Genomic DNA, 24,238 nt, shown 5'->3' on the forward strand with positions numbered 1-24,238 from the left:
GATGATGATCTTGCGGCCGGTCAGGCCGGCGTCGCCCATCGGGCCACCGATCTCGAAACGACCGGTCGGGTTCACCAGCAGGCGGTAGCCCTCGGTGTCCAGCTTGATGCCGTCCTCGATCAGCTGCGCGAGCACGTGCTCCACGACGAACTCGCGGATGTCGGGTGCGAGCAGCGAGTCGAGGTCGATGTCGCTGGCGTGCTGCGAGGAGACGACGACGGTGTCGAGCCGGACGGCCTTGTCGCCGTCGTACTCGATGGTGACCTGGGTCTTGCCGTCGGGGCGCAGGTACGGGATGGTCCCGTTCTTGCGGACCTCGGAGAGCCGACGCGAGAGCCGGTGCGCGAGGTGGATCGGGAGCGGCATGAGCTCGGGCGTCTCGTCGCAGGCGTAGCCGAACATCAGGCCCTGGTCGCCGGCGCCCTGCTTGTCGAGCTCGTCCTCGTCGCCCTCGACGCGCTGCTCGTAGGCGGTGTCGACGCCCTGCGCGATGTCCGGGGACTGCGCGCCGATGGACACCGAGACACCGCAGGAGGCGCCGTCGAAGCCCTTCTTCGAGGAGTCGTAGCCGATTTCGAGGACCTTGTTGCGCACGAGGTTCGGAATGTCGGCGTAGGCCTTGGTGGTGACCTCACCCGCGACGTGCACCAGACCGGTGGTGATCAGGGTCTCGACGGCGACCCGGGAGGTCGGGTCCTCGCGGAGCAGTGCGTCGAGAATGGTGTCGCTGATCTGGTCGGCGATCTTGTCGGGGTGGCCCTCGGTGACGGACTCCGAGGTGAAGAGACGGCGGGACACATCGCTCCCTGGGGTTGCAGCGGCTGCTGGCTGATCATTTGGCGGACCGCCGGGAGCTGCGCCCGACACGGTCCTGGATCAGTTTATCGGTCGCTTCCGCCCGGCGGACAGCATGTCTCGCTCCTTGGGAGTTCTGTGACCCGCCCCACGTTCCCCCCACGGCCGCCGACCGGCCTTCGGAGACGGGTTTTCCCCCGTGTTTCCAGGGTTTCGGCCGGTCGGCGGCGTGAGACGAGATTTTCATCCCAGACGCGCCGACACGAGGTCCCAGACCGTGTCGGCGAGTGCTTCCTTGGGTCCGTGGGGCACCTGGGTCTCGCCGCCGTCCGCCGCGAGCACCACCGCCTCGTTCTCCTCCGCCCCGAAGGTCCTGCGCTCCCCCACCTCGTTGACGACGAGGAGGTCGCAGCCCTTGCGACGGAGCTTCTCCCGGCCGTTGGCGAGGACGTCGTCGGTCTCGGCGGCGAATCCGACGACGATCTGGCCCGGCCGGGCGCGTTCGCCGGCCACCTCGGCGAGGATGTCGGGGTTGCGGACGAGCGTGATGGGCGCGGGCTCCTGCCCGTCCTTCTTCTTGATCTTCCCCGTGGCGTACTCGGCGGGACGGAAGTCGGCGACCGCCGCCGCCATCACGACCACGTCGGCGTCCGCGGCGGCCTTCAGCACGGCCTCGCGCAGCTGGACGGCGGTCCCGGCGTGCAGGACATCGGCCCCGGCCGGGTCGGGCAGACCGGTGTTGGCCTCGACGAGGGTGACCCGGGCGCCGCGGGCGACCGCGGTACGGGCCAGCGCGTAGCCCTGCTTGCCCGAGGACCGGTTGCCGAGGTAGCGCACCGGGTCGAGCGGCTCGCGGGTACCGCCCGCGCTGATCACGACGTGGCGCCCGGCGAGGTCGGGTTCGACGGGTCCGCGGGCCAGCACCCGGCGGCAGACCTCGAAGATCTCGCCCGGATCGGGCAGCCGGCCCTTGCCGGTGTCGACGCCGGTGAGCCGGCCGACGGCGGGCTCGATGACGACGGCGCCGCGGCGGCGCAGCGTGGCGACGTTCTCCCGGGTGGCGGGGTGCTCCCACATCTCGGTGTGCATGGCGGGCGCGAAGACGACCGGACAGCGGGCGGTGAGGAGGGTGTTGGTGAGCAGGTCGTCGGCGAGACCGTGGGCGGCCCTGGCGAGCGTGTCGGCGGTGGCCGGGGCGACGACGACGAGGTCGGCGCCCTGTCCGATCCTGACGTGCGGCACCTCGTGGACGTCGTCCCAGACCTCCGTGGACACCGGGTGGCCGGAGAGCGCCGACCAGGTGGCCGCCCCCACGAAGTTCAGCGCCGAACCGGTCGGGACGACGCGCACGTCGTGTCCGGACTCGGTCAGCCGGCGCAGCAGTTCGCACGCCTTGTACGCGGCGATGCCCCCGCTGACCCCAAGAACGACCTTCGGCTTGTCCACTGCGTCTCCCCGCACTCGGATACGAACACCCCCATGCTGCCTCACCGCGTCCGTTCCGCCGCCGTCGCCCCGGACACACTTCGGGCCCGGCTGCCGTGGCGGCCGGGCCCGAGGTGAAGGTGCGATTCCTGCTTACTGCGCGGGGCCCTCGATGGCCTCGGAGGTGAGCAGGCCCGCGTTGATCTCGCGGAGCGCGATCGACAGCGGCTTCTCGTGGACGTGGGTGTCCACGAGCGGGCCGACGTACTCCAGGAGACCTTCGCCGAGCTGCGAGTAGTACGCGTTGATCTGGCGCGCGCGCTTGGCGGCGTAGATCACGAGGCTGTACTTCGAGTCGGTGGCCTCGAGGAGCTCATCAATCGGCGGGTTGATGATGCCCTCGGGCGTGGTGATGGAAGAGGACACTCTCTGCCTTCCGAAGGGGGTAAAGATCAAAGAAAACTTTGACGGTGCGGGGTTCCGCCGTGCTGCCCGGGTCGGCCACGGTTGTGTCGCACTGCGATCAGTCGGCGATCGGTCTGCACTCGGCTTGCGATCGGCTCGTGATCGGTCGTGCGTCAGTCGTTGCCGGCGCGGTGGCCGGAAGCCTCCAGCATCAAGGTTAGCAGCTCACGGGCCACGTCCTCGACGGAGGTGTTGACCAGCGTCGTGTCGAACTCGGCCTCGGCGGCCAGTTCGACCCGGGCGGCGTCGAGTCGGCGCTCGATCACCTCGGGCGCCTCGGTCCCCCGACCGGTGAGCCGGCGGACCAGCTCGTCCCAGCTCGGCGGGGCCAGGAAGACCAGCTGGGCCTCCGGCATCGACTGCCGGACCAGCCGGGCGCCCTGGAGGTCGATCTCCAGCAGCACCGGCTCGCCCGCCTCCAGGCGGTCGAGCACGGCGCGGCGGGGCGTGCCGTAGCGGTTGCCCGCGAACTCGGCCCACTCCAGCAGTTCGCCGTTGGCGATCAGCTTGTCGAACTCCCCGTCGTCCACGAAGAAGTAGTGGACGCCGTCGCGCTCGCCGGGGCGCGGCCTGCGGGTCGTCGCCGACACCGAGAGCCAGACCTCGGGGTGGACCTTGCGCATGTGGGCGACGACCGTGCTCTTGCCGACCCCGGAGGGGCCGGAGAGCACGGTCAGCCGCGGACGTACGTCCGGGGGTACGGGGGACGTCCCCCGGGATGTTGCAGCCATGGAGCGATTATCCAGGTTCTCGGGGGTGCCCGAGAACGTCAGGCGGCGCTGCCGCCGAACTCACGCTCCAGGGATGCGATCTGGTTGGAGCCGAGACCTCGGACCCGACGGCTCTCGGAGATGCCGAGCCGCTCCATGATCTGCTTGGCGCGGACCTTGCCCACGCCCGGCAGGGACTCCAGGAGGGCGGAGACCTTCATCTTGCCGATGACGTCGTTCTCCTGGCCCTGCTTGATGACCTCGTGGAGGGAGGCGCCGGAGTGCTTGAGTCGATTCTTGACCTCGGCCCGCTCCCGGCGAGCCGCGGCGGCCTTTTCGAGCGCGGCTGCGCGCTGTTCAGGGGTAAGGGGCGGAAGAGCCACGCCTACGTCACCTCGGATGTCGATCTGTCGGATACGGACCGGTGAGGACGCTGATCGCCCCGCACCAGGGTGAGCGACGAACACCTTGTGCACGTCGGCTCTCGACGGAGACTAGCGGCCAAGGCCGCCCGAGTCAGCGAGAACCAACGAAAAGTCCTGGTCAGCCTTGGCCGACCAGGACATTTCAGGCATAACAACCGAGTTTTTTGGTCAGGAAACAGTCAACAGGCTGTTACATGACACGTTCACCCGTCCGAGACGGCGGTCCGGATCTCGTCCGCGAACCGCTCCGCGGCCGCCCGCAGCCCCGCCGCGTCCGGCCCCCGGCTCAGTACGCCGCGGCTCACGCTGGGCACCACGTTGCCCACCGCGTCGCCGAAGACGCCGGGCAGGTCCGCGGCCGTCGCCCCCTGCGCCCCGATGCCGGGGGCGAGCAGCGGCCCGTTGATCGCCAGGTCCGCCCCCGCGTCCCCGAGCGTGGCACCGACCACCGCGCCCACCGAGCCGAGCGGGGCCGCCCCCGCGTTCTCGGCCGCCATGTGGTCCAGCATCAGCTGGGCCAGCGAACGGCCGTCGGCGGCGGTGGCGCGCTGCACCTCGGCGCCCTCCGGGTTGGAGGTGAGGGCGAGCACGAAGACGCCCGCGCCGGAGGCGGCCGCCGCGTCGAGCGCCGGGCGCAGCGAACCGAAGCCGAGGTACGGCGAGACGGTGACCGCGTCCGAGAACAGCGGCGAGTCCTGGTGCAGGTAGGTCGCCGCGTAGGCGCCCATGGTGGAGCCGATGTCGCCGCGCTTGGCGTCCATCAGCACCAGCGCGCCGGCCGCCCGCGCCTCCTCGACGGCCTTCTCCAGCACGGCGATGCCGCGCGAGCCGAAGCGCTCGAAGAACGCGGACTGCGGCTTGAGCACGGCGACCCGGTCGGCCAGAGCCTCGACGACCGTGCGGGTGAAGCGCTCCAGCCCGGCGACGTCGTCGTCCAGGCCCCAGGAGGCGAGGAGCGAGGCGTGCGGGTCGATGCCGACGCAGAGCGGTCCGCGGGTGTCCATGGCACGGCGCAGTCGTGCGCCGAAGGGTTCGGGGCTCATGCGGTGGCCTTCCTGGTTTCCGCGCCGACGGCCTCGGCGAGGGTGGCGTACGGGGAGGCGGCCAGGCGCGCGGCCAGGCCCTTGTGGATCGCCCTGGCGTAGAACGGGCCCTCGTAGATGAAGGCGCTGTAGCCCTGGACGAGGGTGGCACCGGCGAGGATGCGCTGCCAGGCGTCCTCGGCGTTCTCGATGCCTCCGACGCCGACGAGGGTGATCCGGTCGCCCACGCGCGCGTAGAGGCGTCCGATGACCTCCAGGGAGCGCGCCTTGAGGGGCGCGCCGGAGAGTCCGCCGGTCTCCCCGGTCAGGGAGGGCGAGGACTTCAGGCCGAGGCCGTCGCGGGCGATGGTGGTGTTGGTGGCGATGATGCCGTCCAGACCCAGCTCGACCGCGAGGTCGGCGACCGCGTCGATGTCCTCGTCCGCGAGGTCCGGGGCGATCTTGACGAGCAGCGGGACGCGGCGTCCGGTGGCGGCCCGGTCGGCCGCCTCGCGCACGGCGCCGAGCAGCGGGCGGAGCGCCTCGGTGGCCTGGAGGTTGCGCAGGCCCGGGGTGTTGGGCGAGGAGACGTTCACGACGAGGTAGTCGGCGTGGGCGGCGAGGCGCTCGGTGGACTTGACGTAGTCGCCGACGGCCTCGGCCTCCGGCACGACCTTCGTCTTGCCGATGTTGACGCCGACCGTGGTCCTGAAGACCGGCCTGCGGGCGGCCAGCCGGGCGGCCACGGCGGTCGAGCCCTCGTTGTTGAAGCCCATGCGGTTGATCAGCGCGCGGTCCGCGACGAGCCGGAAGAGGCGCTTCCTGGGGTTGCCGGGCTGCGGCTCGCCGGTGACCGTGCCGATCTCGACGTGGTCGAAGCCGAGCATCGACATGCCGTCGATCGCGACGGCGTTCTTGTCGAAGCCCGCGGCGAGGCCGAAGGGGCCGTGCATGCGCAGGCCGAGGGCCTCGGTGCGCAGCTCCTGGTACCGGGGCGCGAGCGCGGCGGCGACGAAGGTACGGAGCACGGGGATGCGGGCGGCGAGCCGGATCCACCGGAAGGCCAGGTGGTGGGCCTGCTCCGGGTCCATCCGCTTGAAGACCAGCTGGAAGAAGAACTTGTACATCGGGAGTGTCCTCGGTGTCCTCACGGAGAGGGGGACACCGTTTCCGGTGTCCCCCTGTCGGCTGCTAGTCGCGGGCCGCTGTCAGATGTTCCGCGTGTTCCTGGAGGGAGCGGACGCCGACGCCTCCGTGGGTGAGGGCGTCGATGCCCTGGACGGCGGCGGCGAGCGCCTGCACCGTCGTCAGGCACGGCACGGAGCGGGCCACGGCCGCGGTACGGATCTCGTAGCCGTCGAGACGGCCGCCCGTTCCGTACGGGGTGTTGACGATGAGGTCGACCTCGCCGTCGTGGATCAGCTGGACGATGGTCTTCTCGCCCTGCGGGCCCACGCCCTCGGACTGCTTGCGCACGACCGTGGCGTTGATGCCGTTGCGCTTGAGGACCTCGGCGGTGCCGGAGGTGGCGAGCAGCTCGAAGCCGTGGGCGACGAGTTCGCGCGCCGGGAAGATCATCGAGCGCTTGTCGCGGTTGGCGACCGAGATGAAGGCGCGGCCCTTGGTGGGCAGCGGGCCGTACGCGCCGGCCTGCGACTTGGCGTACGCCGTGCCGAAGACCGTGTCGATGCCCATGACCTCGCCGGTGGAGCGCATCTCCGGGCCGAGGACGGTGTCGACGCCGCGGCCGTGGATGTCGCGGAAGCGCGACCACGGCATGACGGCCTCCTTGACGGAGATCGGCGCGTCGAGCGGCAGGGTGCCGCCGTCGCCGTTCGCCGGCAGCAGGCCCTCCTCGCGCAGCTCGGCGATGGTCGCGCCCAGCGAGATGCGGGCGGCGGCCTTGGCGAGCGGGACCGCGGTCGCCTTCGAGGTGAAGGGGACGGTGCGCGAGGCGCGCGGGTTGGCCTCCAGGACGTACAGGATGTCGCCGGAGAGCGCGAACTGGATGTTGATCAGTCCGCGGACGCCGACGCCCCTGGCGATGTCCTCGGTGGAGGCGCGCAGCCGCTTGATGTCGAAGCCGCCGAGCGTGATCGGGGGCAGTGCGCAGGCGGAGTCGCCGGAGTGGATGCCGGCCTCCTCGATGTGCTCCATGACGCCGCCGAGGTAGAGCTCGGTGCCGTCGTAGAGCGCGTCGACGTCGATCTCGATCGCGTCGTCGAGGAAGCGGTCGACCAGGACCGGCCGGGTGGGGCTGATCTCGGTGGACTCGGCGATGTACGAGGAGAGCCGCGCTTCGTCGTACACGATCTCCATGCCGCGTCCGCCGAGCACGTAGCTGGGGCGCACGAGGACGGGGTAGCCGATCTCGTCGGCGATGGCCTTGGCCTCGTCGAAGGTGGTGGCGGTGCCGTGCTTCGGGGCCGGGAGCCCGGCCTCGGCCAGGACGCGGCCGAAGGCGCCGCGGTCCTCGGCGGCGTGGATGGCCTCCGGGGAGGTGCCGACGACCGGTACGCCGTTGTCCTTGAGCGCCTGCGAGAGGCCCAGCGGGGTCTGGCCGCCGAGCTGCACGACGACCCCGGCGACCGGCCCGGCGAGGGTCTCGGCGTGCACGATCTCCAGCACGTCCTCCAGCGTCAGCGGCTCGAAGTACAGCCGGTCGGAGGTGTCGTAGTCGGTGGAGACGGTCTCCGGGTTGCAGTTGACCATCACGGTCTCGTAGCCCGCGTCGCTCAGGGCGAAGGAGGCGTGGACGCAGGAGTAGTCGAACTCGATGCCCTGGCCGATGCGGTTCGGGCCGGAGCCGAGGATGATCACCGCGGGCCTGGTGCGCGGCGCGACCTCGCTCTCCTCGTCGTAGCTGGAGTAGAAGTACGGCGTCCTCGCGGCGAACTCGGCGGCGCAGGTGTCGACCGTCTTGTAGACCGGGCGGATGCCCAGCGCGTGCCGCACCTCGCGCACGACGTCCTCGCGCAGGTGGCGGATGTCGGCGATCTGGGCGTCGGAGAAGCCGTGCCGCTTGGCCTCGGCGAGCAGCGCGGGGTCCAGCTCGTCCGCGCCGGCCAGCTCGTCGGCGATCTCCTTGATCAGGAAGAGCTGGTCGACGAACCAGGGGTCGATCTTCGTCGCGTCGAAGACCTCCTCCTGGGTGGCACCGGCCCGGATCGCCTGCATGACGGTGTTGATCCGGCCGTCGGTCGGGCGGACCGCCTCGGCCAGCAGCGCGGCCTTGTCGCCGGGCTCGCCGGTGAAGGAGAACTGCGAGCCCTTCTTCTCCAGCGAGCGCAGCGCCTTCTGGAGCGCCTCGGTGAAGTTCCGGCCGATCGCCATGGCCTCGCCCACCGACTTCATGGTGGTGGTGAGGGTGGAATCGGCGGAGGGGAACTTCTCGAAGGCGAAGCGCGGGGCCTTGACGACGACGTAGTCGAGGGTCGGCTCGAAGGAGGCCGGGGTCTTCTCGGTGATGTCGTTGGGGATCTCGTCGAGCGTGTAGCCGACGGCCAGCTTGGCGGCGATCTTGGCGATCGGGAAGCCGGTGGCCTTCGAGGCGAGCGCCGAGGAGCGGGAGACGCGCGGGTTCATCTCGATGACGATGACGCGTCCGTCGTCGGGGTTCACGGCGAACTGGATGTTGCAGCCGCCGGTGTCGACGCCGACCTCGCGGATGATCGCGATGCCGATGTCGCGCAGCCGCTGGTACTCGCGGTCGGTGAGCGTCATCGCGGGGGCGACGGTGATCGAGTCGCCGGTGTGGACGCCCATCGGGTCGAAGTTCTCGATGGAGCAGACGACCACGACGTTGTCGTTCTTGTCGCGCATCAGCTCCAGCTCGTACTCCTTCCAGCCGAGGATGGACTCCTCCAGGAGCACCTCGGTGGTCGGGGAGAGCGTCAGGCCCTGGCCGGCGATGCGGCGCAGTTCGTCCTCGTCGTGGGCGAAGCCGGAGCCGGCGCCGCCCATGGTGAAGGACGGGCGGACGACGACGGGGTAGCCGCCGAGCGTGTCGACGCCCGCGAGCACCTCGTCCATGGAGTGGCAGATGACCGAGCGGGCGGACTCGCCGTGGCCGATCCTGGCGTTGACGGCCTCGACGACGCCCTTGAAGAGGTCGCGGTCCTCGCCCTTGTTGATGGCCTCGACGTTGGCGCCGATGAGCTCGACGCCGTACTTCTCCAGGACCCCGTTCTCGTGCATGGAGATCGCGGTGTTGAGCGCGGTCTGGCCGCCCAGGGTGGGGAGCAGCGCGTCGGGGCGCTCCTTGGCGATGATCTTCTCGACGAACTCGGGGGTGATCGGCTCGACGTACGTGGCGTCGGCGATCTCCGGGTCGGTCATGATCGTCGCCGGGTTGGAGTTGACCAGGACGACGCGCAGGCCCTCGGCCTTGAGGACGCGGCAGGCCTGGGTCCCGGAGTAGTCGAACTCGGCGGCCTGGCCGATGACGATCGGGCCGGAGCCGATGACCAGGACGGACTGGATATCGGAGCGCTTAGGCACGCTGGCCCTCCATCAGGGAGACGAAACGGTCGAAGAGGTACGCGGCGTCGTGCGGGCCGGCAGCTGCTTCGGGGTGGTACTGGACGCTGAAGGCCGGCCGGTCGAGGAGCTGGAGCCCCTCGACGACCTGGTCGTTCAGGCAGACGTGGGAGACCTCGGCGCGGCCGAAGGCGGTGTCGGACACCTTGTCGAGCGGGGCGTCGACGGCGAAGCCGTGGTTGTGCGCGGTGACTTCGACCTTGCCGGTCGTGCGGTCCTGCACGGGCTGGTTGATGCCGCGGTGGCCGTACTTCAGCTTGTAGGTGCCGAAGCCGAGGGCGCGGCCCAGGATCTGGTTGCCGAAGCAGATGCCGAAGAGCGGGGTCCTCCGCTCCAGGACGCCCTGCATGACGGAGACCGGGTGGTCGGCGGTGGCCGGGTCGCCGGGGCCGTTGGAGAAGAACACGCCGTCGGGCTCGACCGCGTACACCTCCTCCAGGGTGGCGGTGGCGGGCAGCACGTGCACCTCGATGCCTCGCTCGGCCATGCGGTGCGGGGTCATGCCCTTGATGCCGAGGTCGATCGCGGCGACGGTGAACTTCTTCGTGCCGATCGCGGGGACGACGTACGTCTCCTTGGTGGCGACCTCGGCGGAGAGGTCGGCGCCCACCATCTCGGGGGCCTCCTGGACGCGGGCCAGCAGCGCGGCCTCGTCGGCGACCGCGTCGCCGGAGAAGATGCCGACGCGCATGGCGCCGCGCTCGCGCAGGTGGCGGGTGAGCGCGCGGGTGTCGATGCCGCTGATGCCGACGACGCCCTGGCGCTCCAGCTCCTCGTCCAGCGAGCGGCGCGAGCGCCAGTTGGAGGGAACCCGGGCGGGGTCGCGGACGACGTAGCCGGAGACCCAGATGCGGCCGGACTCGGGGTCCTCGTCGTTCACGCCGGTGTTCCCGACGTGCGGGGCGGTCATCACGACGACCTGGCGGTGGTAGGAGGGGTCGGTCAGCGTCTCCTGGTAGCCGGTCATGCCGGTGGAGAACACCGCCTCGCCGAAGGTCTCCCCCACGGCCCCGTAGGCGCGGCCGCGGAAGGTGCGGCCGTCCTCCAGGACGAGTACGGCGGGAGCTTTGGCGGCTCCCCGGGTGGAGATCGTCATCGTGCGGTGCCTTCCGTAGTGCGGGTGAGTCGGTCGATGGCCTCGACCCAGGCCGGGTGTTCGGCCGAGTGGTCGGAGCGGAAGCCCGAGTCGATCAGCTTGTCGCCGTGCGCCCAGGTGATGATCAGCAGGCCGCCCTCGGGCAGGACCTTGCCGGCGATGCCCTTGTCGAGCCGGGCGCCGCGCAGTGCGGCGGCCGGGACGAAGAAGTCGGCCGCGCCGGGGCGCCGGACGTCGAGGCCCCGGTCGGTCAGGGCGAGCTCGACGCGGCTGCGGGTGCCCAGGCCGTGGGCGACGATCCGGTCGAGCCACTGCCCGGCGGTGGTCGAGGCGTGGTACCGGCCGGTCAGTGTGAGCGGCTGTTCACCGTCCCCGAACCCTTCCGGCGTGGTTTCGAGTTCCGGCAGGCCGGACTGGAGGTTCCCCCGCCACTTCCATCCCTGGCGCATCAGCCAGTAGACGAAGGCGATGAGGACGAGCAGTCCGACGACCCAGCTGATGCGGGCGGGCCAGTCGGTCACTTCGGCCGACTTCTGCTCCGCGGCGAGCCGGAGGTACAGGTGGGTGGGTGATGTCACGCGAGCTTCCCGTCGACGACCGTGGCACGGCCCCGCAGGAAGGTGTGGGTCACTCGGCCCGGCAGCTCGCGCCCCTCGTACGGGGTGTTGCGGCTGCGGGAGGCGAAGCCCGCGGGGTCCACCACACCACGGTAAGCCGGATCGACCAGGGTGAGGTTGGCGGGCTCCCCGGCCGAGACGGGCCTGCCGTGCCCTTCGAGACGGCCGATGGCCGCCGGGCGGAACGACATCCGGTCGGCGACGTCCGCCCAGTCGATCAGGCCGGTGTCGATCATCGTCTGCTGGACGACGGAGAGCGCGGTCTCCAGGCCCACCATGCCCATGGCGGCGGCGGCCCACTCGCAGTCCTTGTCCTCGTGCGGGTGCGGGGCGTGGTCGGTGGCGACGCAGTCGATGGTGCCGTCGGCGAGCGCCTCGCGCAGGGCCAGGACGTCGGCCTCGGTGCGCAGCGGCGGGTTCACCTTGTAGACCGGGTTGTAGGACCGGACGAGTTCGTCGGTGAGGAGCAGGTGGTGCGGGGTGACCTCGGCGGTGACGTCCCAGCCCTTGGACTTGGCCCAGCGGACGATCTCGACGGAGCCGGCGGTCGACAGGTGGCAGATGTGCACCCGGGAGCCGACGTGGGCGGCGAGCAGGACGTCGCGGGCGATGATCGACTCCTCGGCGACGGCGGGCCAGCCGCCGAGACCGAGTTCGGCCGAGACGACGCCCTCGTTCATCTGGGCGCCCTCGGTGAGGCGGGGCTCCTGGGCGTGCTGGGCGACGACACCGTCGAAGGCCTTCACGTACTCCAGGGCGCGGCGCATGATCACCGCGTCGTCGACGCACTTGCCGTCGTCGGAGAAGACCTTCACTCCGGCGGCCGAGTCGTGCATGGCACCGAGTTCGGCGAGCTTCTTGCCCTCCAGGCCGACGGTGACGGCGCCGACCGGCTGCACGTCGCAGTAGCCGGACTCCCTGCCGAGCCGCCAGACCTGCTCGACGACGCCGGCGGTGTCGGCGACGGGGAAGGTGTTGGCCATGGCGTGCACGGCGGTGAAGCCGCCGACGGCCGCCGCCTTCGTCCCGGTGAGGACGGTCTCGGAGTCCTCGCGGCCCGGCTCGCGCAGGTGGGTGTGGAGGTCGACCAGGCCGGGCAGCAGGATCTGGCCCCCGGCCTCGACGACGGTCGCGTCCGCGGCCTCGATGCCGGTGCCGACGGCGGCGATGGTCTCGCCGTCGATCAGCACGTCCTGGGGTTTGCCGCCGAGGACCTTCGCGCCGCGGATAAGGATCTTGCTCATGATTACTTGTTCTCCTCGGTACGGGACGGGGCGGCGGGCTCGGCTCCGCCGAGCAGGAGGTACAGGACGGCCATCCGGATCGAGACGCCGTTGGCGACCTGTTCGACGGCCGTGCAGCGGTCGGAGTCGGCGACCTCGGCGGTGATCTCCATGCCGCGGACCATCGGCCCGGGGTGCATGACGACGGCGTGCTCGGGCATCTTCGCCATGCGGTCGCCGTCCAGGCCGTAGCGGCGCGAGTACTCGCGCTCGGTCGGGAAGTACGCGGCGTTCATCCGCTCACGCTGCACACGCAGCATCATCACCGCGTCGGACTTCGGCAGCACCTCGTCGAGGCCGTAGCTGACCTCGCACGGCCACTGTTCGACGCCGACGGGGACGAGGGTCGGCGGGGCCACCAGGGTGACGTGGGCGCCCAGTGTGTTCAGCAGGTGCACGTTGGAGCGGGCCACCCGGCTGTGCAGGATGTCGCCGACGATGGTGATCCGGCGGCCTTCGAGGTCCCGGCCGAGACCGCTGTCGGCCCCGACCAGGCGGCGGCGCACCGTGAAGGCGTCCAGGAGGGCCTGGGTGGGGTGCTCGTGGGTGCCGTCACCGGCGTTGACGACCGCACCGTCGATCCAGCCGGAGGTGGCGAGCCGGTACGGGGCGCCGGAGGCGCCGTGCCGGATGACGACGGCGTCGGCGCCCATCGCCTCCAGGGTCAGCGCGGTGTCCTTGAGCGACTCGCCCTTGGACACGGACGAGCCCTTCGCGGAGAAGTTGATGACGTCGGCGGAGAGGCGCTTGGCGGCGGCCTCGAAGGAGATGCGGGTACGCGTCGAGTCCTCGAAGAAGAGGTTGACGACGGTGCGGCCGCGCAGGGTCGGGAGCTTCTTGATCGGCCGGTCGGCGACCCGGGCCATCTCCTCGGCGGTGTCGAGGATCAGGACGGCGTCGTCGCGGGTGAGGTCGGCGGCCGAGATGAGGTGGCGCTTCATCTGGGTGTTCTCCGGAGGATGGAGGGTGAGGGCGTGCGGGCGTGCAGAAGCCGCCGTACGGGCTCGAAGGGCGTCGTACGGGGGGTGCGGCTACTGCTCCTCCGCCGGGGAGGCCTGCTGGACACCGAGCAGCACGGCGTCGCGGCCGTCCTCCTCGGCGAGCTGGACCTTGACCGTCTCCCGCAGCGACGTGGGGAGGTTCTTGCCGACGTAGTCGGCGCGGATCGGGAGTTCGCGGTGGCCGCGGTCGACGAGGACCGCGAGCTGTACGGCGCGGGGGCGGCCGATGTCGCCCAGCGCGTCGAGCGCGGCGCGGATCGTGCGGCCGGAGAAGAGGACGTCGTCGACGAGCACGACCAGACGGCCCTCGATGCCCTCGCCGGGGATGTCGGTGCGGGCCAGGGCGCGCGCCGGGCGCAGCCGCAGGTCGTCGCGGTACATGGTGATGTCGAGGGAGCCGACCGGCATCTTTCCGCCGGTGATCTCCTCCAGCTTCTCGGCCAGCCGACGGGCGAGGAAGACGCCCCGCGTCGGGATGCCGAGGAGCACCACGTCGTCGGCGCCCTTGGCGCGTTCGACGATCTCGTGGGCGATCCGGGTCAGTACCCGGGCGATGTCGGGAGCCTCCAGAACGGGGCGTGCCGCATTGCCGGTGGCTTCATGCTGTGCGTCCATAAGAAACGGACCTCCTTCTCCGCCTCACGGGACGGACCTTAAAGGACGTCGAAATTGCGTCATACACGTTACCAGGGCTTGCGCGGAGCCCTGGTGGCACCCCGGGAGGTGCCGGTACGGACCTTTCGGCTTGACGCAGCCAAGTAACGCTGCGTAACCTCACAGTGAGTCACCAGCCACTGCGGCGGAGCCGCAGAATGTTCCAGCGTCCGGGGAGCCTTATGTCCAGCGAATACGCAAAACAGCTCGGGGCCAAACTCCGTGCCATCCGCACCCAGCAGGGCCTTTCCCTCCATGGCGTGGAGGAGAAGTCCCAGGGCCGCTGGAAGGCCGTCGTGGTCGGCTCGTACGAGCGCGGTGACCGTGCCGTGACGGTGCAGCGTCTCGCCGAGCTCGCGGACTTCTACGGGGTCCCGGTGCAGGAGCTCCTGCCGGGCACGACGCCCGGCGGTGCCGCCGAGCCGCCGCCGAAGCTCGTGCTGGACCTGGAGCGCCTCGCCCACGTCCCGCCGGAGAAGGCCGGTCCGCTGCAGCGCTACGCGGCGACGATCCAGAGCCAGCGCGGCGACTACAACGGCAAGGTGCTCTCGATCCGCCAGGACGACCTGCGCACGCTGGCCGTGATCTACGACCAGTCGCCGTCCGTGCTGACGGAACAGCTGATCAGCTGGGGTGTGCTGGACGCGGACGCGCGCCGCGCCGTCGCCCACGAAGAGGGCTGACGCCCCACCGCCGAAGAAACGTACCGCCGTGCCGGTGCGGGTTCCCCCTTCCGGGTGCCCGTGCCGGCACGGCTTTTTCGTGCGCGGTTCCTCGTGCGCGGGCGGCGGCCGGGCACCGTACGCCGAAGGGCCCACGGTCGGATGACCATGGGCCCTTCGCCGGCTGAACGCCGCCGCGGGTCACTGCTCCCGGCGGAGCTTCGGCTTGAGGTCCTTGAAGCGGGCGAGCAGCCCGTTCACGAAGGACGGCGACTCGTCGGTGGAGAATTCCTTGGCGAGCTGAACCGCCTCGTCGAGCACCACCGCGTCCGGGGTTCCGTCCACCCAGATCAGCTCGTACGCACCGAGCCGCAGGATGTTGCGGTCGACGACCGGCATGCGGTCGAGCTCCCAGTCCACCGCGTAGGTCGTGATGAGGTCGTCGATGCGGTCCGCGTACTGCGCGTACCCCTCGACGAGCTCCATCGTGTACTCGGTGACCGGAGGCTGACGGCTGTCGGTCCGCGAGTGCCGCACCCAGTCCGCGAGGACCGTCTGCACGGATTCGCCGCGCTGGTCGGCCTCGAAGAGGATCTGGAAGGCGCGCTTGCGGGCCGTGTTACGGGCGGCCACGGTTAGCTGTTCACCCGGCCGAGGTAGTCGCTGGTGCGGGTGTCGACCTTGATCTTCTCACCAGTGGTGATGAAGAGCGGGACCTGGATCTGGTGGCCGGTCTCCAGGGTGGCGGGCTTGGTGCCACCGGTGGAGCGGTCGCCCTGGACGCCCGGCTCGGTCTCCTGGATGACGAGCTCGACGGCGGCCGGGAGCTCGACGTAGAGCACCTCGCCCTCGTGCTGCGCCACGGAGGCGGTGAAGCCCTCGATCAGGAAGTTCGCAGCGCTGCCGACGGCCTTGCGGTCCACGTGGAGCTGGTCGTAGGTCTCCATGTCCATGAAGACGAAGTAGTCGCCGTCCATGTAGGAGAACTGCATGTCGCGACGGTCGATGGTGGCCGTTTCGACCTTCACGCCGGCGTTGAACGTCTTGTCGACGACCTTGCCGGAGAGCACGTTCTTGAGCTTGGTGCGCACGAAGGCCGGGCCCTTGCCGGGCTTGACGTGCTGGAACTCGACGACGGACCAGAGCTGGCCTCCGTCGAGCTTGAGCACCATGCCGTTCTTGAGGTCGTTCGTGGAAGCCACGGTTGCGGAATCTCCTGGACTGAAAGCTGGTGGAACGACCGAGGATGCGCGCTAGAGCGCGAGCAGCTCCTTGGTCGTAATGGTGAGTAGCTCGGGTCCGCCGTCCGCCTCGGGGCGCACGACGAGCGTGTCATCGATCCGGACTCCGCCCCGGCCCGGGAGGTGGACCCCCGGTTCGACGGTGACCGGCACACAAGCGTCCAGTTTACCCATGGCCGCAGGTGTCAGCTGCGGGTCCTCGTCGATTTCGAGTCCCACTCCGTGCCCGGTCCACGGTGCGAGGTCCCCGCCGTGGCCCGCGGAGTCCAGCAGGTGCCGGGCCGCGCGGTCCACGTCGCGGTAGGCCGCGCCCGGCACGAGGGCCTCGCGTCCGGCCCGCTGAGCGGCGAAGACGAGGTCGTAGAGCTCGATCTGCCAGTCGGCCGGCGCCGTGCCGATGACGAACGTGCGGCCGATCTCGCAGCGGTAGCCGCGGTAGTTCGCACCGAGGCAGACGGAGAGGAAATCTCCTTCCTCCACCCGCCGGTCCGAGGGCCGGTGGCGTCCCTGGCCGGAGTTCGGGCCGGTGGCCACAGAGGTGGGGAAGGCGGGACCGTCGGCGCCGTGGTCCACCAGTCGGCGCTCCAGCTCCAGGGCGAGATGGCGTTCGGTGCGGCCGACCAGGATGGATTCGAGGAGTTCGCCCAGGGCCTGGTCGGTGATCTCGGCGGCGATCCGCAGGCAGGCGATCTCCTCCTCGTCCTTCACCACCCGCAGGTGCTCGACGGTGGTGCCCAGATCGGTCAGCCGCAGCCGGGGCACGGCCGAGCCCATGGCCCGGTGGCGGGAGACCGTCAGGTGGTGTTCCTCGACGGCCAGGGACTCCGCCCCCGTGGAGGCGGCGAGACCGGCGGCCGCCACCGCCGGATCACCGTCGGAGGACGGCAGCGGGAGGACCCGCAACCGGTCGTCGGTACGCCCCTCGGCAGGGCCTCCGGGCGGGGCATCGGGGCGGAACAGGACGTCCCCGCCGGGCCCGAGCAGCAGCACGGCACCCGGTGGCGCCCCGCCCGCGAGATAGCGGACGTTGGCGGGTCGGGAGACCAGGGCGGCCGCGGATCCTGCGGCGGCGCACCGGTCGCGGAGCAGCCCGCGGCGGACGGCGTACACCTCTGACATGTCACGAGCCTACGAGTGGTGGCACCGGCCTGCTCGGTCAGCGCACCCGACCGGGGAGCCGTTGCGCACGCGTCGCGGACCCGTGCGTGTCAGGTCCGGCGCGGACCGGGAGCCCCGCACGCATCGGGAACCCTGTGCCCGGCCGGTCCGCGCACCGGGGCGCCGGGCGTCGTCCGGTGGCGGCAGTGGTTCACCAGGCCGGGGGGCTGGCTATGGACCGGGCGAGTACGTCGTCGAGGACGCGGGCGGTGGTCTCCACGTCGTACGTGGAGTTGTCGATGATCGGCAGCCCGGAGCCGTACCACCCGGCCATCCTGCCGTGGATCCTGGCGACCTCCTCGTCCGAGAGGCGGCGGTTCCCGCTGCGGGCGGCGTTGCGCTCCAGGACGATCTCCAGGCCCGGGAGGAGGACGACGGGCAGCAGTCCGGGGCCGACGTGGCGCTTCCAGCCGCCGAGGCCGACGACCGGCCGGTCCGGGAAGACGGCGTCGTCGAGGATGCAGGAGATGCCGTTGGCGAGGAAGTTGCGGGCGGCGAAGCCGCAGGTGCGGCGGGCGAGGCGGTACTGCGCCTCGGAATTGTCGTTCCACCCGGACTGCGGGTCGGCGAAGCCGGAGCAGACCCATTCGCGGACGTCGTCGAGGCTGACGTGGGCGGTGGGGACCCGGCGGCGGCTGGCCCAGAGCCGGGCCACGGTGGTCTTGCCGGCGCCCGCGGGGCCGATCAGCAGGACGGCGAGCGTGGCGCTGCCGGTGCCGGGTTCGGCGGGCGGCGCGGGCAGCGGGACGGGGCCGCCGGGCGGCAGCTGGACGTGCCCGGTGGTCTCCCTGCCGGGGGGCACCGGGGCGTGGGTCGGCGCCGGCCCGCTCCAGCCCTGGGGCGCCAAAGGAGCGGTGGGCGGCGGCCCCGGCGGACCGGGGTGGCCGGGGTGCTGGGGCTGCTGCGTCCAGCCGGCAGGCCCGCTCCCGGGGCCTTGGGGCGGTGGCAGCGGAGCCCCCACTGCGTGCTGCATCCGGTGCCACTCCGTCTCGTACAGGCAACTGGCGCTGATGGGACGGCAACCGTACCGTCCCCGGTCGCCACAAGGACAACGGCCGGGGTCGGTCCGCAGTGCCCGATCGGCCGGTATACCGTCCGGCCCGTCAGTCGGTCAGTTCGTCCGCGAGGGCGCGCAGGGCCAGGCGGTAGGAGCCGATGCCGAACCCGGCCACGGTCCCCGTCGCCACCGGCGCGATCACGGAATGATGGCGGAATTCCTCCCGTGCGTACGGATTCGAGATGTGCACCTCGATCAGCGGGGCGGTGCGCTGGGCCGCCGCGTCCCGCATTCCGTACGAATAGTGGGTGAACGCCCCCGGGTTGACAATGACTGGAATTGAACCGTCCGCGGCCTCGTGGAGCCAGCGGATCAGCTCGCCCTCGTCGTTGGTCTCGCGGACGTCGACGTCGAAGCCGAGCTCCTTGCCGAGCTCCCGGCAGGTGTCGACGAGTCCGGCGTAGGACGTGGCACCGTACACGTCGGGCTCGCGGGAGCCGAGGCGGCCGAGGTTCGGCCCGTTGAGGACGAGGACCCGGCGGGTCACGCCGACACCTCCCCGTAGGCGGCGAGCAGCACGGCCGGGTCGGGGCCCTCCAGCACGGTGGGCTTGCCGAGGCCGTCGAGGACGATGAAGCGCAGCAGGTCGCCGCGGGACTTCTTGTCGACCTTCATGTTCTCCAGCAGCCTGGGCCACTGGTCGCCGCGGTAGGTCAGCGGCAGTCCCACGGACTCCAGCACGGAGCGGTGCCGGTCGGCGGTGGCGTCGTCGAGGCGTCCGGCGAGCCGGCCCAGTTCGGCGGCGAAGACCATGCCGACCGAGACGGCGGCGCCGTGGCGCCACTTGTAGCGCTCGTTCTTCTCGATGGCGTGGGCCAGGGTGTGGCCGTAGTTGAGGATCTCGCGCAGCCCGGATTCCTTGAGGTCGCTGGAGACGACCTCGGCCTTGACCTTGATGGCGCGTTCGATCAGCTCGGCGGTGTGCGGCCCGGCGGGCGTACGGGCGCCTTCCGGGTCCGCCTCGACGAGGTCGAGGATCACCGGGTCGGAGATGAAACCGGCCTTGATGATCTCGGCCATGCCGCTGACGTAGTCGTTCACGGGCAGCGAGTCCAGCGCCGCGAGGTCGCAGAGGACCCCGGCGGGCGGGTGGAAGGCGCCGACGAGGTTCTTGCCCTCGGCGGTGTTGATGCCGGTCTTGCCGCCGACGGCGGCGTCGACCATGGCGAGCACGGTCGTGGGGACGGCGATCCACCGCACTCCGCGCAGCCAGGTCGCCGCGACGAATCCGGCCAGGTCGGTGGTGGCGCCGCCGCCGACGCCGACGATCACGTCGGTGCGGGTGAAGCCGGTCTGTCCCAGCGCCTTCCAGCAGTACGCCGCGACCTCGGCGGTCTTGGCCTCCTCGGCGTTGGGCAGCTGGATCGCGATGGCCTCGTAGCCCTGCTCGGCCAGGTCCTGGCGGACCGCCTCGCCGGTCTCGGCGAGCGCCTCGGGGTGCAGCACCGCGACCCGCTTGGCGCGGTCGCCGACGAGTGCGGGCAGCTCGCCGAGGAGCTGCCTGCCGATCAGTACGTCGTACGGGTCGGTGCCCGCGCTGCCGGCGATCGGGATGCGGGTGGGGCCCTGCTCGGTCATGGCTGTGCTCTCCCGGCCGGGGGCGACGGGGTCGTCCGTGCGCTCCGGCAGTTCCAGTGCGTCGAGGACCGCCTGGGCGACCTCTTCGGGGGTGCGCTTGTCGGTGGCGACGGTCGCCCGTGCCACCTCGGTGTACAGATGGCGGCGGGCGTCCATCAGTTCGCGCCACTGCCGGCGCGGGTTGACGGCGAGCAGCGGACGGGCGGTGCTCAGGCCGACCCGCTTGACGGCCTCCTCCACCTCCATCGAGAGGTAGACGACGGGGTGGTCGGCGAGCAGGGCGCGGGTCGTCGCGTCGAGCACGGCGCCGCCCCCGAGCGAGAGGACGCCGGTGTGCTCGACGAGGGCGGTGCGCACCGCCCGGCGCTCCAGCTCGCGGAAGTGCTCCTCGCCCTCGTCGTAGAAGATCTCCGGGATCGGCTTGCCGGCCGTGGCCACGACGTCCGCGTCGGTGTCCCGGTAGCCGGTGCCGAGGCGGTCGGCGAGCAGTTCCCCGACCGTGGACTTGCCGACGCCCATCGGGCCGACGAGGACGATCAGCGGGCCGCTCATCGGATCTGGAGGTGGTCGAGGTACGACTGCACGTTGCGCCGGGTCTCGGCCACGCTGTCGCCGCCGAACTTCTCCGCGACGGCATCGGCCAGGACCAGCGCGACCATCGCCTCGGCGACGATCCCCGCGGCCGGAACGGCACAGACATCGGAGCGCTGGTGGTGCGCCTTGGCGGGCTCGCCGGTGACGACGTCGACGGTGGCGAGCGCGCGCGGCACGGTCGCGATGGGCTTCATCGCGGCACGGACCCGCAGCAGTTCGCCGGTGGTGAGGCCGCCCTCGGTGCCGCCGGAGCGGCCGGAGGCGCGCTTGATGCCGTCCTCGGTGACCAGGATCTCGTCGTGCGCCTTGGAGCCGGGGACCCGGGCCAGGTCGAAGCCGTCGCCGACCTCGACGCCCTTGATGGCCTGGATGCCCATCAGGGCCCCCGCGAGCCGGGCGTCCAGCCGGCGGTCCCAGTGGACGTGCGAGCCGAGGCCGACGGGCACGCCGTACGCCAGCACCTCGACGACGCCGCCGAGGGTGTCGCCGTCCTTGTGGGCCTGGTCGATCTCGGCGACCATCTCCTTGCTCGCGTCGGCGTCCAGACAGCGCACCGGGTCGGCGTCGAGCCGCTCGACGTCGGCGGGCGTCGGGTAGACCCCGTACGGCGCCTTCGCCGCGGCCAGCTCGACGACATGGCTGACGATCTCGATGCCCGCGGTCTCCTTGAGGTACGACTGCGCGACGGCGCCGAGCGCGACGCGGGCCGCCGTCTCCCGGGCGCTGGCGCGCTCCAGGATCGGCCGGGCCTCGTCGAAGCCGTACTTCTGCATGCCCGCGAGGTCGGCGTGGCCGGGCCGCGGGCGCGTCAGCGGGGCGTTGCGGGCCAGCTCGGCCAGCTCGGCGGGGTCGACCGGGTCGGCCGCCATCACCTGTTCCCACTTGGGCCATTCGGTGTTGCCCACCATCACGGCGACCGGGGAGCCCATGGTGAGACCGTGGCGCACCCCGCCGAGGAAGGTGACCTGGTCCTTCTCGAACTTCATTCGCGCACCGCGGCCGTAACCGAGCCGCCGCCGGGCGAGTGCGTCCGCCACCATCTCCGTGGTGATCGGGACACCGGCGGGAAGACCCTCCAGCGTCGCCACGAGTGCGGGGCCGTGCGACTCCCCCGCGGTCAGCCAGCGCAACCTGCTCAACGGTGCTCCTCATGCTCGCGCCTGGAACTGCGACGGCGCGACCGGGTGCGCGGCCCTGGCCCGCCGCCTCGATCCTCCCACGGCCGGGGGCCCGAATCGGTCGCCGGTCCAGCAGACGGACGGATCGCACCGGCGGGCGCGGGGCCTCAGCGGGCGGCGAGCGCCGCTTCCCCGGCCCGTCGCATGGCCGCGAGCGGGGCGGGCACGCGGCCCGTCATCTGCTCGACCTGGAGGACCGCCTGGTGCACCAGGAGGTCGAGACCTCCGACGACTGCGCCGGATCGGGCCGCCCAGGCCGCGGCAAGCCCGGTGGGCCAGGGCTCGTACAGGACGTCGAAGAGCGTGCCCGGCCGGTCCGGCACGGCGGCGGTCAGGGCGTCGGTGGCACCGGCCGGGGTGGTGGCGACGACCAGGGGGGCCCGCAGTGCCTGTTCGGCGTCCGCCCAGTCGGCGATCCGGACGTCGACGCCGAGGCGTTCGCCCCAGCCGCGCATCTCCCGGCCCCGTTCCTGGCTGCGGACGTACGCCGTGACCGGTCCCGCGCAGATCCCGGCCAGTGCGGCGAGCGCCGACGAGGCGGTCGCTCCCGCACCGAGGACGGCGGCGGACTCGGTCTTCTCCACCCCGCGTTCGCGCAGCGCGGCGACCATGCCCGGGATGTCGGTGTTGTCGCCGGTCCGGCGGCCGTCCTCGGTGAGGACGACGGTGTTGACCGCCTCCACCGAGGCGGCGGTCTCGCTGACGGAGTCCAGCAGCGGGATGACCGCCCGCTTCAGCGGCATGGTCAGCGAGAGCCCGGCCCAGGTGGCGTCGAGTCCCTCGACGAACCCGGGGAGCGCGGCCTCGTCGATCTCGAACCGCTCGTACGACCAGTCGGTGAGGCCGAGCTCGGCGTACGCGGCCCGATGCAGGACCGGGGAGAGCGAGTGCGCGATGGGCGAACCGAGGACGGCGGCACGGTGGCGCCGGTCAGCCGAGACCATGCTTTTCCTTGAACTTGTCGTTGAGCTTCTCGTGCTCGGCGGCCGTCTTGGTGAAGTCGGTCTTCTTGCCGTCGAGCGAGATGAAGAACATCCACCCGTCACGGGTCGGGTTGAGCGTCGCCCGCAGGGCCTCGTCGCCCGGGTTGCTGATCGGACCCGGCGGAAGGCCCGCGTGGTAGTAGGTGTTGTACGGGTCCGGGTTGGTCCGGATCTCGTTCGAACTGATCTTGATCTTGCTCTGGTTCTTGAGGTAGTTGAACGCGGAGTCGAATTCAAGCTTCCGGTTCGTGATCGTGTTGTCCGGCTTCAGGCGGTTGTACACGACCTCGGCCATCTTGCGGAAGTCGTCGTGCGTGAGCCCCTCCGCCTGGACCAGGCTGGCGACGGTGAGCACCTGCCACGGTCCGTCCAGCTTGTACTTCTCGGCCGTCGCCTCGAGGTCGAGCTTGCCGTACTCCTCGTTGGCGCGGGAGACCATCTTCTTCAGAATGGTCTCCGGCTTGCTCTCCTTGGTGACCGGATAGGCGGCCGGGAAGAGGAACCCTTCCAGGGGGTCCTTGACGTCCTTGCCCTCGCTCACCCAGTCGGGCAGGCCGAGATCGGACGCCTCGGACTTGGCGATCCCCTTGGTCGTTCCCTTCTTGAGGCTCAGCTTCTTGTCGACCATCTCGTAGATGGCGGCGTTGCGGGTGCCCTCGGGAATCACCAGGAGGTTCTGGCTGTTCGGGTCGACCATCATCTTCACGGCCTCGGCCGCGGACATCTTCTCGCGGAGCAGATAGACGCCCGCCTGGATCGACTTCCCCTTGGGGTTCTCGTTCTGCGCGGAGACGAACGCGTCGACGCTCTTGACGACACCCTTCTCCTTCAGGATGTTGCCGATGTCGTAGCCGAAGGCGCCCTTCTCGATCTCGACCTCGACCTCGCCGGTGCCCTTGCCGGTGTAGTCGGGCGCCGCGCCGAACTTCTCCTGCCAGTACGAGTACCCGAAGTAGGTCGCCCCGCCGAGGCCGCCGACCAGGACCAGCGAGACCACCAGGCAGGCGACGCCGTTGCGGCTCTTCTTCTTGCCCTTGCCGCCCCGGCGTTCGCTCCCGCCCCGGCCGCCGCGGCGGGAGGCACGCGAGTCGTCCTCGTGCTCCTCGTCGTCCTCGACGTCCTTGTTCTTGCCGTCGGGGTCGTCGGAACCCGTGAAGAAGGGGTGGGTCTCCTCCGGCTGGACCTCAGGGTCCCAGTCGGAGTTCTGCGGCGGGGCCTGCTGGGGAGCGGCCTCGCGACGGCCCGGGGGCTGCGGCGGCGGGTACGCCTCCGGCGTGCCGTAGTAGTCGGAGGTTTCGCCGTAGCCGCCCTGCCCGCCGCCGTACGGGGCGACCTGCTGCGCGTCGTAGGGCATCGCCCCGGCCTGCTGCCCGGTGTCCCAGCCGGTGTTGTCGTACTGGGGCTGCTGCTGGAGCTGCTGCGCGTAGGGGTCCTGCTGGGCCCCGTACTCGGGCTGCTGCGGGTAGTGCTGCTGCTGCGCGTAGGGGTCCTGCTGCTGCGCGTACGGGTCCTGCTGCTGCGGCTGCTGCGCGTACGGGACCTGCTGCTGATGCGCGTACGGGTCCTGGGGGTGGGACTGCTGCCCTCCGCCGTACTGGCCCTGGCCGTGGGCGGACTGCTGCCCTCCCCATCCCTGGTCCCCGTACAAGGGGTCCTCGGGATGCCACGGTTCGGAGCCGGAGCCCCGGCCATACTCAGTCATCGATCCCCTAGAGCCGCGAGACGACGTTCCGTCTCTTTGCTGTGCGGCCCCTG

At 71.1% G+C, this 24,238-nt stretch carries 23 protein-coding genes; 1 reads left to right on the forward strand and 22 read right to left on the reverse strand.

Annotation, left to right across the window (positions count from 1 at the left end; genetic code table 11):
• The 13 genes from metK to pyrR form a co-directional block, all read right to left on the reverse strand.
• Positions 1 to 798, reverse strand: a 798-nt coding sequence (gene metK, locus ACWCXX_RS29070) for a methionine adenosyltransferase (RefSeq protein WP_451132322.1), incomplete at its 3' end; no start/stop codon positions are given.
• Between the two features lie 240 nt (positions 799 to 1,038).
• Positions 1,039 to 2,241 (reverse strand): bifunctional phosphopantothenoylcysteine decarboxylase/phosphopantothenate--cysteine ligase CoaBC, encoded by a 1,203-nt coding sequence (gene coaBC, locus ACWCXX_RS29075; RefSeq protein WP_451132324.1) that lies wholly within the window; start codon positions 2,239 to 2,241, stop codon positions 1,039 to 1,041.
• Positions 2,242 to 2,373: 132 nt separating this feature from the next.
• Positions 2,374 to 2,646 (reverse strand): DNA-directed RNA polymerase subunit omega, encoded by a 273-nt coding sequence (gene rpoZ / locus ACWCXX_RS29080; RefSeq protein WP_003970369.1) that lies wholly within the window; start codon positions 2,644 to 2,646, stop codon positions 2,374 to 2,376.
• Between the two features lie 152 nt (positions 2,647 to 2,798).
• Positions 2,799 to 3,416, reverse strand: coding sequence for a guanylate kinase (gene gmk / locus ACWCXX_RS29085; RefSeq protein ID WP_451132326.1), 618 nt, complete (start codon positions 3,414 to 3,416; stop codon positions 2,799 to 2,801).
• A gap of 38 nt (positions 3,417 to 3,454) precedes the next feature.
• Positions 3,455 to 3,778, reverse strand: coding sequence for an integration host factor (locus ACWCXX_RS29090; RefSeq protein WP_014157387.1), 324 nt, complete (start codon positions 3,776 to 3,778; stop codon positions 3,455 to 3,457).
• 245 nt (positions 3,779 to 4,023) lie between these two features.
• On the reverse strand, positions 4,024 to 4,863 hold the full coding sequence (gene pyrF / locus ACWCXX_RS29095) for an orotidine-5'-phosphate decarboxylase (RefSeq protein ID WP_451132328.1): 840 nt from the start codon (positions 4,861 to 4,863) through the stop codon (positions 4,024 to 4,026).
• Entirely contained in the window at positions 4,860 to 5,969 is a 1,110-nt protein-coding gene (locus ACWCXX_RS29100; RefSeq protein WP_451132330.1) for a quinone-dependent dihydroorotate dehydrogenase, read from the reverse strand. The genes pyrF and ACWCXX_RS29100 overlap by 4 nt, the downstream gene beginning before the upstream one ends.
• Before the next feature lie 64 nt (positions 5,970 to 6,033).
• Positions 6,034 to 9,342, reverse strand: coding sequence for a carbamoyl-phosphate synthase large subunit (gene carB, locus ACWCXX_RS29105; RefSeq protein ID WP_451132332.1), 3,309 nt, complete (start codon positions 9,340 to 9,342; stop codon positions 6,034 to 6,036).
• The gene (gene carA / locus ACWCXX_RS29110) at positions 9,335 to 10,477 is read right to left on the reverse strand and encodes a glutamine-hydrolyzing carbamoyl-phosphate synthase small subunit (RefSeq protein ID WP_451132334.1); all 1,143 of its coding nucleotides are present in this window, start codon (positions 10,475 to 10,477) and stop codon (positions 9,335 to 9,337) included. The genes carB and carA overlap by 8 nt, the downstream gene beginning before the upstream one ends.
• On the reverse strand, positions 10,474 to 11,055 hold the full coding sequence (locus tag ACWCXX_RS29115) for a PH-like domain-containing protein (protein WP_451132336.1): 582 nt from the start codon (positions 11,053 to 11,055) through the stop codon (positions 10,474 to 10,476). Before ACWCXX_RS29115 ends, carA begins: the two co-directional genes overlap by 4 nt.
• A complete protein-coding gene (locus ACWCXX_RS29120; RefSeq protein ID WP_451132338.1) occupies positions 11,052 to 12,338 on the reverse strand; it encodes a dihydroorotase in 1,287 nt (428 codons plus the stop codon). The genes ACWCXX_RS29115 and ACWCXX_RS29120 overlap by 4 nt, the downstream gene beginning before the upstream one ends.
• 2 nt (positions 12,339 to 12,340) lie before the next feature.
• Positions 12,341 to 13,318 carry an aspartate carbamoyltransferase catalytic subunit gene (locus ACWCXX_RS29125; protein ID WP_451132340.1) on the reverse strand — a complete coding sequence of 326 codons (978 nt, stop codon included), beginning with the start codon at positions 13,316 to 13,318 and terminating at the stop codon, positions 12,341 to 12,343.
• Between the two features lie 90 nt (positions 13,319 to 13,408).
• Positions 13,409 to 13,993 carry a bifunctional pyr operon transcriptional regulator/uracil phosphoribosyltransferase PyrR gene (gene pyrR / locus ACWCXX_RS29130; RefSeq protein WP_451132342.1) on the reverse strand — a complete coding sequence of 195 codons (585 nt, stop codon included), beginning with the start codon at positions 13,991 to 13,993 and terminating at the stop codon, positions 13,409 to 13,411.
• 221 nt (positions 13,994 to 14,214) lie between these two features.
• Between pyrR and bldD the strand changes: the two genes are divergently transcribed.
• On the forward strand, positions 14,215 to 14,715 hold the full coding sequence (gene bldD / locus ACWCXX_RS29135) for a transcriptional regulator BldD (protein ID WP_014044812.1): 501 nt from the start codon (positions 14,215 to 14,217) through the stop codon (positions 14,713 to 14,715).
• Between the two features lie 180 nt (positions 14,716 to 14,895).
• Here the strand turns inward: bldD and nusB are convergent, their stop codons facing one another.
• The 9 genes from nusB to mltG all read right to left on the reverse strand — a co-directional run bounded on the left by nusB (position 14,896) and on the right by mltG (position 24,185).
• Entirely contained in the window at positions 14,896 to 15,327 is a 432-nt protein-coding gene (gene nusB / locus ACWCXX_RS29140) for a transcription antitermination factor NusB (RefSeq protein ID WP_451132343.1), read from the reverse strand.
• A gap of 2 nt (positions 15,328 to 15,329) precedes the next feature.
• Positions 15,330 to 15,896: an elongation factor P gene (gene efp, locus ACWCXX_RS29145; protein ID WP_283850645.1), complete on the reverse strand. Its 567-nt coding sequence runs from the start codon at positions 15,894 to 15,896 to the stop codon at positions 15,330 to 15,332.
• A 51-nt stretch (positions 15,897 to 15,947) separates the two neighbouring features.
• Positions 15,948 to 17,054 (reverse strand): M24 family metallopeptidase, encoded by a 1,107-nt coding sequence (locus ACWCXX_RS29150; protein ID WP_451132345.1) that lies wholly within the window; start codon positions 17,052 to 17,054, stop codon positions 15,948 to 15,950.
• Between the two features lie 190 nt (positions 17,055 to 17,244).
• Positions 17,245 to 18,066 (reverse strand): Pro-rich N-terminal domain-containing protein, encoded by an 822-nt coding sequence (locus ACWCXX_RS29155; RefSeq protein ID WP_451132347.1) that lies wholly within the window; start codon positions 18,064 to 18,066, stop codon positions 17,245 to 17,247.
• 130 nt (positions 18,067 to 18,196) lie between these two features.
• Positions 18,197 to 18,637: a type II 3-dehydroquinate dehydratase gene (gene aroQ / locus ACWCXX_RS29160; protein ID WP_451132349.1), complete on the reverse strand. Its 441-nt coding sequence runs from the start codon at positions 18,635 to 18,637 to the stop codon at positions 18,197 to 18,199.
• Positions 18,634 to 20,280, reverse strand: a complete 1,647-nt coding sequence (gene aroB, locus ACWCXX_RS29165) for a 3-dehydroquinate synthase (RefSeq protein WP_451132351.1) — start codon at positions 20,278 to 20,280, stop codon at positions 18,634 to 18,636. The genes aroQ and aroB overlap by 4 nt, the downstream gene beginning before the upstream one ends.
• Positions 20,277 to 21,461 carry a chorismate synthase gene (gene aroC / locus ACWCXX_RS29170; protein WP_451132353.1) on the reverse strand — a complete coding sequence of 395 codons (1,185 nt, stop codon included), beginning with the start codon at positions 21,459 to 21,461 and terminating at the stop codon, positions 20,277 to 20,279. Before aroC ends, aroB begins: the two co-directional genes overlap by 4 nt.
• Positions 21,462 to 21,607: 146 nt before the next feature.
• Entirely contained in the window at positions 21,608 to 22,444 is an 837-nt protein-coding gene (locus tag ACWCXX_RS29175; RefSeq protein WP_451132355.1) for a shikimate dehydrogenase, read from the reverse strand.
• Complete coding sequence (gene mltG, locus ACWCXX_RS29180) at positions 22,431 to 24,185, reverse strand: endolytic transglycosylase MltG (protein WP_451132357.1); 1,755 nt, start codon at positions 24,183 to 24,185, stop codon at positions 22,431 to 22,433. Before mltG ends, ACWCXX_RS29175 begins: the two co-directional genes overlap by 14 nt.
• Positions 24,186 to 24,238: the final 53 nt, after the last annotated feature.

The organism is Streptomyces sp. NPDC001732 (assembly GCF_053596315.1).

Excerpts from the sequence above, each read along its gene's own strand:
- bldD (WP_014044812.1), top strand. The coding sequence starts at position 14,215 with ATGTCCAGCGAATACGCAAAACAGCTCGGGGCCAAACTCCGTGCCATC.
- ACWCXX_RS29155 (WP_451132347.1), bottom strand. The coding sequence starts at position 18,066 with ATGCAGCACGCAGTGGGGGCTCCGCTGCCACCGCCCCAAGGCCCCGGG.
- pyrF (WP_451132328.1), bottom strand. The coding sequence starts at position 4,863 with ATGAGCCCCGAACCCTTCGGCGCACGACTGCGCCGTGCCATGGACACC.
- aroB (WP_451132351.1), bottom strand. The coding sequence starts at position 20,280 with ATGAGCGGCCCGCTGATCGTCCTCGTCGGCCCGATGGGCGTCGGCAAG.
- pyrR (WP_451132342.1), bottom strand. The coding sequence starts at position 13,993 with ATGGACGCACAGCATGAAGCCACCGGCAATGCGGCACGCCCCGTTCTG.
- ACWCXX_RS29150 (WP_451132345.1), bottom strand. The coding sequence starts at position 17,054 with ATGTCAGAGGTGTACGCCGTCCGCCGCGGGCTGCTCCGCGACCGGTGC.
- ACWCXX_RS29175 (WP_451132355.1), bottom strand. The coding sequence starts at position 22,444 with ATGGTCTCGGCTGACCGGCGCCACCGTGCCGCCGTCCTCGGTTCGCCC.
- carA (WP_451132334.1), bottom strand. The coding sequence starts at position 10,477 with ATGACGATCTCCACCCGGGGAGCCGCCAAAGCTCCCGCCGTACTCGTC.
- ACWCXX_RS29120 (WP_451132338.1), bottom strand. The coding sequence starts at position 12,338 with ATGAGCAAGATCCTTATCCGCGGCGCGAAGGTCCTCGGCGGCAAACCC.
- ACWCXX_RS29125 (WP_451132340.1), bottom strand. The coding sequence starts at position 13,318 with ATGAAGCGCCACCTCATCTCGGCCGCCGACCTCACCCGCGACGACGCC.
- gmk (WP_451132326.1), bottom strand. The coding sequence starts at position 3,416 with ATGGCTGCAACATCCCGGGGGACGTCCCCCGTACCCCCGGACGTACGT.
- mltG (WP_451132357.1), bottom strand. The coding sequence starts at position 24,185 with ATGACTGAGTATGGCCGGGGCTCCGGCTCCGAACCGTGGCATCCCGAG.
- ACWCXX_RS29100 (WP_451132330.1), bottom strand. The coding sequence starts at position 5,969 with ATGTACAAGTTCTTCTTCCAGCTGGTCTTCAAGCGGATGGACCCGGAG.